Origin of the sequence: Methanoregula sp. (assembly GCF_049686655.1) — an archaeon.
GTDB lineage: Archaea > Halobacteriota > Methanomicrobia > Methanomicrobiales > Methanospirillaceae > Methanoregula.
In genome coordinates this window covers 1-12,535 of record NZ_JBAVIG010000068.1, presented here as the reverse complement: position 1 = coordinate 12,535, position 12,535 = coordinate 1, and the positions used below count along the sequence as shown (strand labels likewise).

At 55.3% G+C, this 12,535-nt stretch carries 11 protein-coding genes; 3 read left to right on the top strand and 8 right to left on the bottom strand.

All coding sequences use genetic code 11. The features are described from left to right. Positions 1–441: 441 nt before the first annotated feature. Positions 442–1,188, bottom strand: coding sequence for a DUF128 domain-containing protein (locus WBL42_RS10160; RefSeq protein WP_424721162.1), 747 nt, complete (start codon positions 1,186–1,188; stop codon positions 442–444). Between the two features lie 61 nt (positions 1,189–1,249). On the opposite strand from WBL42_RS10160, the gene WBL42_RS10155 reads away from it, so the two are divergent. The 3 genes from WBL42_RS10155 (at position 1,250) to lysS (ending at position 5,390) form a co-directional block, all read left to right on the top strand. After that, the gene (locus WBL42_RS10155) at positions 1,250–2,203 is read left to right on the top strand and encodes a hypothetical protein (protein WP_424721161.1); all 954 of its coding nucleotides are present in this window, start codon (positions 1,250–1,252) and stop codon (positions 2,201–2,203) included. 130 nt (positions 2,204–2,333) lie between these two features. Further along, complete coding sequence (locus WBL42_RS10150) at positions 2,334–3,677, top strand: FAD-dependent oxidoreductase (RefSeq protein WP_424721160.1); 1,344 nt, start codon at positions 2,334–2,336, stop codon at positions 3,675–3,677. 177 nt (positions 3,678–3,854) lie between these two features. Beyond that, a complete protein-coding gene (lysS, locus tag WBL42_RS10145; protein ID WP_424721159.1) occupies positions 3,855–5,390 on the top strand; it encodes a lysine--tRNA ligase in 1,536 nt (511 codons plus the stop codon). Between the two features lie 214 nt (positions 5,391–5,604). On the opposite strand, the gene msrA is transcribed toward lysS, so the two are convergent. The 7 genes from msrA to WBL42_RS10110 form a co-directional block, all read right to left on the bottom strand. Beyond that, on the bottom strand, positions 5,605–6,378 hold the full coding sequence (gene msrA / locus WBL42_RS10140; protein WP_424721158.1) for a peptide-methionine (S)-S-oxide reductase MsrA: 774 nt from the start codon (positions 6,376–6,378) through the stop codon (positions 5,605–5,607). A gap of 20 nt (positions 6,379–6,398) precedes the next feature. After that, positions 6,399–7,499, bottom strand: a complete 1,101-nt coding sequence (locus tag WBL42_RS10135; protein ID WP_424721157.1) for a redoxin domain-containing protein — start codon at positions 7,497–7,499, stop codon at positions 6,399–6,401. Between the two features lie 5 nt (positions 7,500–7,504). Continuing rightward, complete coding sequence (locus tag WBL42_RS10130; protein ID WP_424721156.1) at positions 7,505–8,212, bottom strand: cytochrome c biogenesis CcdA family protein; 708 nt, start codon at positions 8,210–8,212, stop codon at positions 7,505–7,507. 68 nt (positions 8,213–8,280) lie between these two features. Further along, positions 8,281–8,427, bottom strand: a complete 147-nt coding sequence (locus WBL42_RS10125; protein WP_424721155.1) for a desulfoferrodoxin FeS4 iron-binding domain-containing protein — start codon at positions 8,425–8,427, stop codon at positions 8,281–8,283. A 1,085-nt stretch (positions 8,428–9,512) separates the two neighbouring features. Next, positions 9,513–10,850 (bottom strand): RNase J family beta-CASP ribonuclease, encoded by a 1,338-nt coding sequence (locus WBL42_RS10120; RefSeq protein WP_424721154.1) that lies wholly within the window; start codon positions 10,848–10,850, stop codon positions 9,513–9,515. Positions 10,851–11,671: 821 nt separating this feature from the next. Next, positions 11,672–12,151 (bottom strand): 23S rRNA (pseudouridine(1915)-N(3))-methyltransferase RlmH, encoded by a 480-nt coding sequence (rlmH, locus tag WBL42_RS10115; RefSeq protein WP_424721153.1) that lies wholly within the window; start codon positions 12,149–12,151, stop codon positions 11,672–11,674. 81 nt (positions 12,152–12,232) lie between these two features. Beyond that, the coding region (locus WBL42_RS10110) for a hypothetical protein (protein ID WP_424721152.1) at positions 12,233–12,535 on the bottom strand (303 nt) is incomplete at its 5' end.

The following is a 12,535-nucleotide window of genomic DNA, read 5'->3' as shown; positions in this document are numbered from 1 at the left end:
TTCCTGGCCGGGCGAGTATTCATTGGTGCCCGACATCGATGCCGATATCAGGGGGGCCCCGCCCTGAAACGTGTCAATGCCCATTACAGGTTCTGCTAACACCAATAACAGGAGCACGAAAATGACTACCGTTTTGAGTAATTTCATTGAAGATCACATGGTACCCATGGTATAACAACATTTAATATTGCAGATATAAATGATGTTCAGGTGCTACTGCCGCACGATTCCCATATCCGGCCTGGAATCTCTCAAATCCCCTGAACTAGCAAAATACAATATGCTTACCTGTATTGCCCTGATGAGGGTAAAAAGTGCCACGCTTACGAAAGATCCATAAATCACCCGGTGTTACGCGCGCATCGGCTTACCCGGTGGCCGGCCAGGTTCATCGAACATACAATAAGAGCCGTCAGGCTCCTGATATTCTATTTATTCACCTTAATAATCCCGGATCTCTTCCATCTCCGAGATCTCCATGAGCCCTTTCATTGCCTGAGTCTTCACCCAGCGATCATTCTCCCGGATCGCGGCCATCGGGTTCGTCCCGCCTATCGCGGCGATCGCAATGAACTGCGGATCCACCGGGACACCCAGCAGGGGAACATTGGGCATACCGACTTCGAGGATGCCGGAGTAACTGCTGCCTGATAGTTCATCCAGTACCGTCCCGACAAGGGGTTCGGCCTCCATGTGGAATTCCCGGACATTGGCAAGAATGTTGCCGCTTCCTTTCCGCATCACATTCATTATGGACGTGGTTTTCTGGGAGATGAATACCTCCAACGGATCGATGGTGGTATGCTCGTACAGGATGATATGCGTAAACCGGATCGGTGTCCGGTTCTCGATCTCGACCACACCGCCACCAATCGGTTTGACAGGAATCCCCCGCCGGATCAGGAGCCCGTCGAACGTGATGCTGCAAATGGTCCCGATGGCCGTGTACCCGACCGGGACAACGTAATCAGCAATCCTGTGCCCCGAAGCGAAGAACTTGACCAGGCCGCTGACGCTGATCCCGCTCCTGAACGCGTCTTTTAAGATAGAGATGGCAAACTCGAGGTCCTCGTTTTTGATCAGGGAGAGGTTGTAGACTACCAGGCCTTCCCCCTTTATGGGATCAAAGGTGACCTGCATGGCATAATCCTCGATCTTGTTGTTGACGAACTTCAAGGGAGGGTTCATTATCCTAAACTTCTGACAGCGCAATAGAAAAATTGTTCTATAAGACCATGGCAATTTATGTATGATGGAACAAGAAATGCGGGAAAAAGCCAAGAATGCGATGAGACTCATTCTTGAAGCGGCTCGTTTTGAGGTGGAAGAGGTGGATGATCCTCTTGACCTCTCGGCAGTACGTGACGGTGTGTGCCTTCTGGTGCTCTGTTCCAACGACCGCGACCTGATCGGGCAGTTTGACAAGACGAATTATAGTCTCATGATCGATGATCACGAGATGAACTGCAAGAAACTTCTCTTCACTCTTGAGAAGGATACGGCGACCGAGAACTGTATCCAGTGGGGTATCGATGAGTTCGTACGGTATACCGGTGAGGCCGTCCTCGCCGATATCCTTGGCCGGGAACTGGCCCTTGACCTGACACCGACAAAAGCAAAGAAGGCTGCCGTAGCGGCAGCAGTTGCAGAGAGAGAAGAGCCCTCGGGTATCACCCTTCCCCATTTCCCGATAAAACTGAGCGAGCAGGCCGCAATCCGGGCCGGCGGTGTACAAGGCGCTGCCAAGCTCAGGTTCATCCCCTATTTCCTCTTCCACTACCAGAGCTCTGGCGAACAGGTCTATAAGGACCGCCGCATCCCGTTCGATGCCGATGGCTGGGGAGCGATCAATGCAATCAACGGGATCAAGATCGATCTCGACGGGAAACTTGTGGAGGAGTCCGAGATCCCCGGCGGTGCGGAAGTCTGCGATCCCCACATCCGGAAGGATGAGGCCACCGAACGTATTGTCAGCGAGCTGATCGACCGGCTTACCCAGAAGGTCCGGATCAAGCAGGAGAAGGGCGATGCGATCTTCTACGAAGAGAAGATCCTCAAGCCCGACCGCAAGAACATCACCATCGATACCAAGCAGGTCTATATTCCCGTATGGCAGATCCGTGGCAAGAAGATCGTGGAAGTGAACGCATTCACCGGCGAGCTGCTCTCGGAACCGATGGATGAGGGCGTCGAAGTCTTTTAAGACGGATGACCACCCCTTCACCAATTCCAGCGGGAAGAGCGGGGTCCCCCTGCCTTTTTTTATCCGGTTCAGTGATGGTACTGGGTATCCATTCTGACACGGACTATTCGATCCGACGAAAGGGATACCCGTGATAGTCATCCTCGGCGGCGGCCCGGCTGGTCGTATTGCCTCCATCAGGCTCGCCTCTGCAGGAAAAGATGTCAGGTTGATCGAGCAGGGCGGCGTCAGTGCCGGTATTGGGGGCCAGTGCCTCCACTTCGGCTGCATGCCGGTCTGTGCCCTGAACGACGTGGCACGGTTCCTCGACATGGCGAAGAGGTTTGAGGGGCTCGGGCTGACCGGGCCGGCGCCGCAGCCGGACTTTCCCCGCGTGCTCAGGGAGATGCAGGGCATCCAGGCAAAGATCGCCATTATCCTCGATCACGAGACCCGCGGCGCCGGTGTTGATATCATCTACGGAAAGGCAGGCCGGCTTGACGGGAAAATCGTCTGGCTCGATGAAGAGCGGATCGTACCGGATGCCGTGATCGTGGCTACCGGGTCACGGTCCAACATTCCCCCGGTGGCCGGGATCACCATGCCCGGTGTCTTCACCCCGCGGATTCTCGGGCAGATGAAAGCGCTGCCGGCGCACATCGTTATCATCGGTGGGGCGGTGATGGCCGCTGAGTACGCGTACATCTTCTCCCGGTTCGGGAGCAGGGTAACTGTCATCTCCCGGAGCACATTCCTGAAGAGCGTCGACCCGGCGCTCAGGGCCGAGGCTATAAAGGAACTCTCCGGTGTAACAATTCTTGAGCATGCCGACCTGCGGTCGATCTCCGGTGAGGGACGGGTCAGCAGCGTCACGGTAAAGATTGGGGGTGCAGCACAGGAAATACCCTGCAACGCAGTTTTTGTCGCTGCCGGTCTCGTACCCAGGTCGGACATGATCAGCGGCGTCAATAAGGGCCTGTCCGGGGAAGTGATCGTCAACGAATACATGGAGACAAGCGTACCCGGCGTCTATGCCGGCGGGGATGTAACCGGTCCGCCATACCTGACACCTGTGGCCCGGCACCAGGGGATCGTGGCCGCCGATAACATCCTCGGGAAGCGGCACGCGATGGACCTCCCCACGATCCCGCAGGCAATCTACCTCGAAAACGAGCTTGCGTACGCCCTTGACGGGAGCGGGACGGCAAAGCCGCTCTCCATCCCGGGTCCCGCGGGACCGGACACCTTCTGGTCGGTTCTATCATCCCGGACGGGTTTCGCGAAGATCCTCGTGGAGGCTGACGGATCGATCAGCGGGATCGTCTCGGCATCACCCGGCGGGGGCCTGATCGCTGCCTACATGGCGTTCCTGATGAAGCACCACTTATCAGTCCATGATTTCGAAGAGTTCATCGAGGTCCATCCAACCACGGACGGGGTGTACGGCCTTGCGAAGTACGCCTCGGAGATCCTGAAGAAAAAAAGCGGTTCATAAAAAAACATGTCCTGACCAGAACACGGGATATAATACCGGGGGATTCCTGCCACTCCCGGCACCCCAAAGGCATGCACCGTTGTGTGCGCCTTCCGACGCAAATGCTGAAGGTATTATTACATCCGGGATCGCATTATTACGATACATATCCCGCATGAGTCCCCGGGTGTTTTTCCCATGACCAGCCCCACCGAGAATACGGCATTCGACCAGACACGGCTCGACAAGATCCATGCACTCAGGGAGAAAGGCGTCTCCATCTTCCCGCCCACCTTCGACCGGCAGGTAACCGTGCAGGAGATCAAGACAAAATACGCGGAGATCACGCATGACAAGAGTGTGGAGAGCATCTCTACCGCGGGGAGGATCTACATTGTCCGGAACCACGGCAAGACTATCTTCGCCGACCTCGGGGACGAGACCGGGAAGATCCAGCTTTACCTCCGGAAGAACGACCTCGGGGACGAACAGTTCGATCTCTTCAACCAGTTCATCGAGCGGGGGGACATCATCGGAGTGACCGGCCACGTATTCCGGACAAAGCTCGGGGAGATCACGATTTGGGTAGACACCTTCACCCTTCTCTGCAAGGCGGTCTGCTCCCTGCCCGAGAAGTTCCACGGGCTTACCGACGTAGAGAAGCGCTACCGTCAGCGGTACGTCGACCTGATTGTCAACGAGGAGAGCAAACAGACCTTCCGGAACCGGAGCCGCATCGTCTCCCTCATCCGCAGGTACCTCGACGACCATGGCTTCCTCGAGTTCGAGACCCCGATCCTCCAGCCGGTTTATGGCGGGGCAAACGCCCGGCCGTTCACCTCCTACCACAACTTCCTCGACCAGAAACTCTTCCTCCGGATCGCCCCCGAGCTCTACCTGAAGCGGCTCGTTGTGGGCGGATTCGAGAAGGTCTTTGAGATCGCCAGGAACTTCCGGAACGAGGCGGTGGACGCGGACCACAACCCCGAGTTCTCAATGGTGGAGATCTACTGGGCGTACCGGGACTTCAGCGACATGATGGCCCTGACCGAGGACATCGTCTGCTCCATCATCCAGGAAGTCCACGGGAAGTTCGAGATTCCCTACGGGGAGATCACCCTCAACTTTACAAAGCCATGGAAGAAACTTTCCATGACAGATGCAGTGAAGGAGATCGGGGGCATCGATGTCTTTACCCACAGCGTAGAGGAACTCAGGACCCTCGCCCAGCAGCACAAAATCGAGGGTTGGGAGAAAGCAAACTCCCAGCGCGAGTTCCTGATCGCATTCTTTGAAGGGCTTGTCGAGGAGAAGCTGATCCAGCCGACCTTCATCTACGACTACCCGGTCGAGAACTCGCCGCTCGCAAAGCGCCACCGCTCCAGGGAGGGCTTCACCGAGCGGTTCGAATTCTTCATCAACGGCATGGAAGTGGGCAACGGGTTCTCTGAGCTGAACGACCCGGTGGACCAGAAGGAACGGTTCGAGGCGCAGGACGAGAAAAGGCGGCTGGGCGATGTGGAAGCCCAGATGATCGATTACGATTTCATCAACGCGCTCGGGTACGGAATGCCCCCGACCGGCGGGGTCGGGATCGGGATCGACCGGCTCGTGATGCTCCTCACCAACAACAACTCCATCAAGGAAGTGATCCTCTTCCCCTCGATGAAGACCCAGAAACCGGGCGAGGAAGAGGAATCCGGGGAACACCCTGCTGTGAACAATTCCTCATAACCCGTTCACCTTTTTTATCATCCGGATAAGGGAATACAGCAGAACCCGGCATAGAAAACGGATGTTCAGTACCGGAACGCCGGCAGATGATTTCACACCTGACTAAATTCATACAGAGCCGGGGGCAGGGTCCGGCAAATGCACCCGGAGAGATCAGAAGGGCTTCCGGTTTTGCTTTTGCACGGCCAGCCGGTTCTATCCATCCCCGCGGGCTTTATTTCAGGAGCTCTTCCATCTTCTTCCGGTCGAATCCGAAGATAAATTCGTCCCCGATCCGGACTATAGGAGCCCCCAGGTGTCCGGTCTTCTCGATTATCATATCTCGTGCCTCATCATTGGAAGCGAGATCGATCTCCTCGAACCCGACATGCCGGCCGGTGAGGTATTCTTTTATCTCGTGGCAGTTATGGCACCGCGGGGTTGAGTAGATGGTCACTTTTTTCCCATCTCCAGGTTTTCCTCCGCCCCACATCTTCTCGATAAAGGCCTCGCGCCCGGAATAGGACTTGTACACCTGGTATTCCCGGGGCTTCTTCTTCGCATAGTCCTGATGGTATTCTTCGGCAGGGTAAAAATTCGTATATGGCCGTATCTCCGTTGCCACGGGTTTTTTGAACTTCCCTGAATCGTTAAGAGCCTTCTTTGAGCTCTCCGCACTCCGCCTCTGCTCCTCATCATGGTAGAAAATGGCAGTCCTGTACTGGGACCCCGTGTCCGCGAACTGGCCCTCCTCGTCAGTCGGATCGATCTGTGTCCAGAAGACATCGAGGAGCTTCCCGTACGGTACCTTTTCAGGGTCGTAGGTGACCTGCACCGATTCGAGGTGCCCTGTGGTACCGGACGAGACTTCCCCGTAGCTCGGGTTCTCCTTTGTCCCGCCGGCATACCCGGCCACCACTTCCGTCACGCCCTCGATCTGCTGGAACGGCGGCTGCATGCACCAGAAGCAGCCCCCTGCAAACGTTGCCTTCATCAGTTTTTTGTCCATAGTATTCCACTTATCTCCCGTCACCCGAACGTAAACGTATACGCCCGCAGGCCCGGCTGCGGGATGTCCAGTTCCAGCGTGTGTTCACCGTAGTCCTTTCCCGCCACGAGCTGGTACAGCTGCTCGTCCTTCACTGTGGCTACGTCCCCGGAGACGTCAGGGCCGGCAATATCACCGGCCGGCCTGCCGTCCACCATAACGCTCACGTTTGTTGAATCCCCGGCGCTCGCTACAAAATAGACGTTCTTTGCATTGTACTGGAAGACGATAGTGTCATTCCCGGCAGTCTCGGCATACTGGTCAGTAAAGTTCCACGTCCCTCCAAGGTAGAGCACATTGGGAAGGGCCGAAACCGGCAGCACCAGGGTTTGCATCCCGTTCACCGATTGTTTTCCGTTACCCAGGTACTGGTTTCGTGCAGCACCGAAGTATGTCTCCGGGCTGCCGACCTTTGAGAAGTCAACGCTGACAGCGTCCGCAGGGGTCTCCGTTGTGTTGGAGATGTTAACCTGGATCCCGAGCGCGTCAGCCCGCTCCCGCAAGAGGCTCTGGATCTCCGTCTCGGTTGTATTGTAGTCGCCCTCTCCGATGTGGCGGTCGACAATAAAGCCGTCGATGTCGATCAGGTAGTCCTCGGGCCAGTACTGGTTCCCGTACGAATCCCATGTCGCATAGTCGTTGTCCAGCACAACGGGGTACTGGATGCCGAACTTATTGACAGCCCGCCGGACGTTACCGATGTCGTGCTCGAACGGGAACTCCGGGGTATGGACGCCGATGATTTCGAGGCCCTGGTCATGGTATTCTGCATACCACATGTTCAGGTACGGGATTGTGCGCTCGCAGTTGATGCAGCTGTATGTCCAGAAATCCACGAGGATGACATCCTTGCCGATCAGGCTGCCGACAGTGATGTTGTCGACGTTCACGAACCCCGAAGGTTCGGCTATCTCTTTTGCATAGGGATAGATCTTAACCTTCTCGGCATTGATCGCAGCCCGGTTTCCCGGTGCCACTGGTGTTCCAACGTAGGATTTGTTCGGGGTGAACTGCTGCAGGTATACGATGGCTCCCGCAATCAGGATCACCGCTACCACCAGTGCAATCGTTCTTTTTTCCATGGAGATCAACCCCCCAGGAGGAAGTTGTTGAGCAGGGGCAGGTTAGCGACAAGGGCCAGCGTCTGCGTGAAGATCAGGATACCCACGATAATCAGCAGGACACCAAAGACGATGTTCACATAATACAGGATGTGGGAGTACCGTGTTATCCACGCTGCTGCCCGCGAGGCAAAGAGCCCGGTGATGATGAACGGCAGGCCCAGGCCCAGGGAGTATGCGAGGAGGAGGCTGAACGTGAGCGCCGGCTGGGTTGCTGCAAGGCCGATGATCGCCCCGAGGGCTGCCCCCACGCAGGGAGTCCACCCCGCGGCAAACGCTACGCCGAACAGGAAAGATGTCAGGTACTTGGATTTTACCCCGGTGACTGCGATTTTATGCTCCTGTTCGAGCCAGCCTATCCTGATGAGGCCGGTCAGGTACAGGCCAAAGAAGATGATAATCAGCCCCCCGGCCCGGGAGAGCCAGAGCTGCACACTGTACGCAACCGAGTTCAGCACCGTATTCAGGAGGACGCCAAGGATGGAGAAGACGAGCGAGAACCCGGCGACAAAGAGGAGACTTGCCACAAAGATATCCCACCGCTTCGCGGCCCCTTCCCTGACGGTTGTGCCGGCGAGATAGGCAAGGAATCCCGGTACCAGGGGCAGTACGCACGGTGCGAGAAACGAGACGATACCGGCAAGGAATGCCACCAGATACGATACTTCCGCCATACTAATGACCCCTGCACTGGAAAAGCGATTCTTTCGGGGTAAAAGCCATCAACTCTGACATTTTGACACTAACCGCGATTATTCTTTACACCTTCCATCAGTTGCATAGGCTCGCCGTGGCAGATAAGTTCCCCACCACCGGCCTCGCTCACGAGTACGACATTTCCACAGATAGTGCACCGGTATACCTCGCCGGCATGTTGGACGTTTACCATACGATCACCTCCGGGTGCCCGTTTGTTTCCGGGCCACCTTTCCAACTCCATCAGTGAAAGGATTATTTTTATAAGTTACGGCAGTTTGCAAAATCTGGAAACATACCAATTGCGGAGTCATCTCTGTGACAGCCGGAGTGCGCTCGAATGGGACAGAGAGGGGTTTGTCGTGATCCTATTCCAGTCAGCTACTGGTTCCATTGCCTGATCTCTGCAGAAAAAAGAACATTTTAGGGATTATAGCAGGAACCCCCCCTTCACCCGGATTCTCAAACGCACCGACTCCCCTACCCTGCTCCAGGGGGGTTAGCGGCTGACCCCTCCCCCCGTTTGTGCCCGGGAGACCCCCCTTACTCATATTCGATAATCCCGCAGAACTGACCTTACCGTCTGCAACTCCACGCGAAACCCAGGCCGATCGGCTGCCCGGAACACCGCGTTACGCAAAAATGGGGAAGGGGATTCACGGGCAACCCCTCACCATCTTGTTTCGAAATCGTTGCGACCCCCCTGCGTGGGGGTGGGGGGGTTGGCCGGGAACCCCGGTCTGACACCCGGGCTAGTTCCCATGAGCGTTCCGTTTGCCAACGGGGAATCCAGAGTGAGGTGGCTGGGCGGCCGGATCGCGGAGGGTTCCCACTACCCCCCATGCAATTTTTCAATCAAAGTCCAATCGATCCGGATCAGCTTTTCAATCACGATCATGATCGAGATGAAAATTTTAAAATCAAAACCTGATGAAAAAATTTTCATCAAAGTCTGCTGAAATTTTTTTAATCAAGCTCCGGTTGTAAAAAGTTAAGCTGTTGTGAATGAGTCTGAATGCCGACTCTTCGACATGAACAGAGAAAAAGAGGCTGTTTTCCCACCAGAGTCTGCTGAAAAAATTTTCGTCAGGGTTTGATGGAAAATAAAAAATCAAAGTCTGCCGAAAAAAATAAAATCAAAGTTCGATCGATCCGGATCACATTTTCAATCACGATCATTATCGCGATGGGATTTTCCAATCAGAGTTTGATAACAAAAAACAATCAGAATCCGGATAAAAAAAATCCGGGTGGGGAAACCCGGAAGCATCCAGTTGATTACTTGATCATCAGCCGCTGTCCGTTCCTCATCAGGTGGACATCGTTATCCAGCGTGTACCCGAGATCGGCTGCGAAATCGGCATAGCTTGCAGTCATTTTCATATCCGCATGTGCCGGGATGATATGCTGCGGCTGGAGGAGCTGGAGGAACTCGTAATGGTCCTCCCGGTAGGCATGGCCGCTCACATGCAGATCTTCAAAGATCCGGGCGCCTGCCTTCCTGAGATGCTGTTCTACTACGTACCGCTGCCCGAAATTCATCGGGTTCGGGATCACATTTGCCGAGAAGAGTACCTTGTCACCCTTGCTCAGCTGGTACGGGGTATCGCCAAGCGCCAGGCGTGTGAGGATCGACCCGGGCTCGCCCTGGTGACCGGTGACAATGGGCAGGAACTTTTCCTTTCCCTCCTTCATCATCCTCCGCATTACGCGATCGACAGTCCTCCGGTTCCCAAAGACACTTGCAGTCTCAGGGAACGAGACCAGTTTCATCTGCTCTGCAGCAACAGAGTATTTCTCCATCGAGCGCCCGAGAAATACGGGCTTCCTGCCGATCTCGTGGGCACACTCTGCGATGGTCTTCACCCGGGCGATATGGGATGAGAAGGTCGAAACTACGATCGCGCTCTTGTCATCCTCGAAACTGGTGATCACGTCCCGCACGAGATCGCGGGCGATCCGCTCGCTTGGGCACCGGCCTGAACGGTGGATATAGGTACTCTCTACGATCAGGGCGAGTACGCCTTCCTTGCCGAGCTGCCGGAACCGGGCAAAATCCGGCGGTTCACCGATAACCGGGGTCCGGTCCAGCTTGAAGTCGCAGGCATAGACGATTGCACCGTGAGGTGTGTGGAGCACCGGGGTCACGGTATCTATGATCGAGTGCTGCGTCCGGACAAACTCCAGCACCAGGTTCTGGGAGAGCGTATATTTCTGCCCTGACCTGAGTGCAAAGAGCTTGTTGTTGGACGCGAATTTCTTCTCGCCAGAGATCTGCTGGCGTATCAGTTCTGTTGCATACGGGGTTGCAATGATCGGTGCGTTATACCGGTGTGCAAGTTTCGGGATCGCGCCGATGTGATCGAGATGCCCGTGCGAGCATACGATGGCCTTCACCGTACCTTCGACAGACTGCATTACGGTATCGTCCGGGATCGCCTTGATCTTGATCAGATCCAGGGAATGCATCTCGTCAACCTCGGCATCCTCGTGGATCATCAACTGGTCCAGGCGGAGTCCCATATCAAAAATGACAATTTCCTTTCCGCAGCGGACGGCGGTCATGTTCCGCCCGACCTCGTCATATCCACCTACGGCTATAATCTCTATTTCCATTGCTTTGTATCTCCTGATCTTTTTGTCTTGCTGGGCATCTGTTGGAAAAAGTTCCCGGTTGTTATGGTATCGCGCGATCTGCTCCGGTCCGGTCGATCTCCGGTGTGATCGTCAACGGGACAAAGGAACGCCTCTGCTGCTGCCTGTCCCGATCCGGCCCGGAACGCGATTCTCTCTTCTCCGCGGAATGCGTGTCTATTGGAGAACGCACTCCGGTTGCAATGAACACCCTCCGGGATCAGCGGTATAAGAACGATCCCGCCCCCCCGCAGCCCCGGGCAGTTCGCGCATGTTCCCATTCATTCCACCAGGCGACTTCGGGACTTATCGGGTTGCTGAAAGGGGTAACCGGAAGCGGCGACTCCGCGTCGTTACCATCCCTTCGCCACTCAATAGTACACCGGTGGCAAGCCGTGCACGATGTGTCGACAGCCCCCTATTACATCGCAGATGTTGGTCGGTTGGCAGGGTCCAGAACCTATGAGTGGGCCATCACCACGAAATCGTGGATCATCATGACATTTACAAGCATCAGTATCGTTTCCAGATGCTGTATCCTCAATCTGGCAGGTCTGCCAATAGTCCGCGTTATTCCTGCTCCAGGGTATTATGCAGGTTGTTCCGGAATAACGAAAATATCCGGAATTGTGTCTACTCTTAATAGGGATACAAATACATCAAACTTTGTTTTCTGTCATTTAAAGCCCAAAAACATATTCTGCCACAGCCGCTCACAAGACCGGCCATCACGGCTTGCACTGACCTTTTTAATAATGTTGGGTGCTGGAGCCCCGGTTTGCACCGGTTTCAGGAACCCGCACTCATTTGTGGTACGGTTCGCCGTGGTTGATCCGCTGTGCCCGGTAGACCTGCTCCAGCAGGATAAAACGGGCTATCGGGTGGGTGAAGGTCATCCGTGAAAGGGAGAGCCGCTGGTCGGAGCGGGTGAGAACTGCGGGCGCAAACCCCAGGTCTCCCCCGATAAGGAAGCAGATATGGCTTTTGCCGGCCAGCTCCCACTGCCGGAACCCACCGGCAAACTCTTCGCTGGACCGCCCCGTCCCATCCGGATCGAGAGCGACAACAAAGGAACCGGCGGGAACGGCAGCGAGGATGCGTTCGGCTTCCTTCTCCATGGCACGGACTTCCACCGGTTCCGTTGCAGATCCCGGCCGTTTCTCCTCGGGGATTTCGTGGATATGCAGCTTCACGTAGGGACGGAGGCGCTTTTCGTACTCCGCGATCGCCTCCTGCAGGAACTTCTCCTTGATCTTCCCGACAGCGATAATCGTGAGCTGCATAAATCTCTCCTTTACAAACCTTACCGGAATGCCATAACCGGTATTAACGTGATAAAAAGAGCGGGGGTGGAAGTATGTTACCTATGGATTACTCTTGCGATCCTTTGGATCAATCTTCTGGTTGGATAACACATCCAGGAGCACTTCTTTCATCATGGTTCTCATGAGTTCCCGCCCCTCCTCCGATGACATGTAGTCCTTGAACAGTTCCCTGAACTGTCCCATATCGTGGTGATTATCGACGAAGGATAATAAAGCTTGCGTGATGCAGTCGGAGACCGTAGAGAACTTCTTTTCCTCATACACGAGTTTATTGACCTTTTCATAGATATTTGGGGGCATTTTATAGGATATTGCCACACGCTCCCCGCGACTCCCGGGTCC

Bases quoted from the DNA above. Each gene is read 5' to 3' on its own strand.
- WBL42_RS10160 (WP_424721162.1), bottom strand. From the start codon at position 1,188: ATGAACCCTCCCTTGAAGTTCGTCAACAACAAGATCGAGGATTATGCC.
- WBL42_RS10155 (WP_424721161.1), top strand. From the start codon at position 1,250: ATGATGGAACAAGAAATGCGGGAAAAAGCCAAGAATGCGATGAGACTC.
- lysS (WP_424721159.1), top strand. From the start codon at position 3,855: ATGACCAGCCCCACCGAGAATACGGCATTCGACCAGACACGGCTCGAC.
- msrA (WP_424721158.1), bottom strand. From the start codon at position 6,378: ATGGACAAAAAACTGATGAAGGCAACGTTTGCAGGGGGCTGCTTCTGG.
- WBL42_RS10135 (WP_424721157.1), bottom strand. From the start codon at position 7,499: ATGGAAAAAAGAACGATTGCACTGGTGGTAGCGGTGATCCTGATTGCG.
- WBL42_RS10130 (WP_424721156.1), bottom strand. From the start codon at position 8,212: ATGGCGGAAGTATCGTATCTGGTGGCATTCCTTGCCGGTATCGTCTCG.
- WBL42_RS10125 (WP_424721155.1), bottom strand. From the start codon at position 8,427: ATGGTAAACGTCCAACATGCCGGCGAGGTATACCGGTGCACTATCTGT.
- WBL42_RS10120 (WP_424721154.1), bottom strand. From the start codon at position 10,850: ATGGAAATAGAGATTATAGCCGTAGGTGGATATGACGAGGTCGGGCGG.
- rlmH (WP_424721153.1), bottom strand. From the start codon at position 12,151: ATGCAGCTCACGATTATCGCTGTCGGGAAGATCAAGGAGAAGTTCCTG.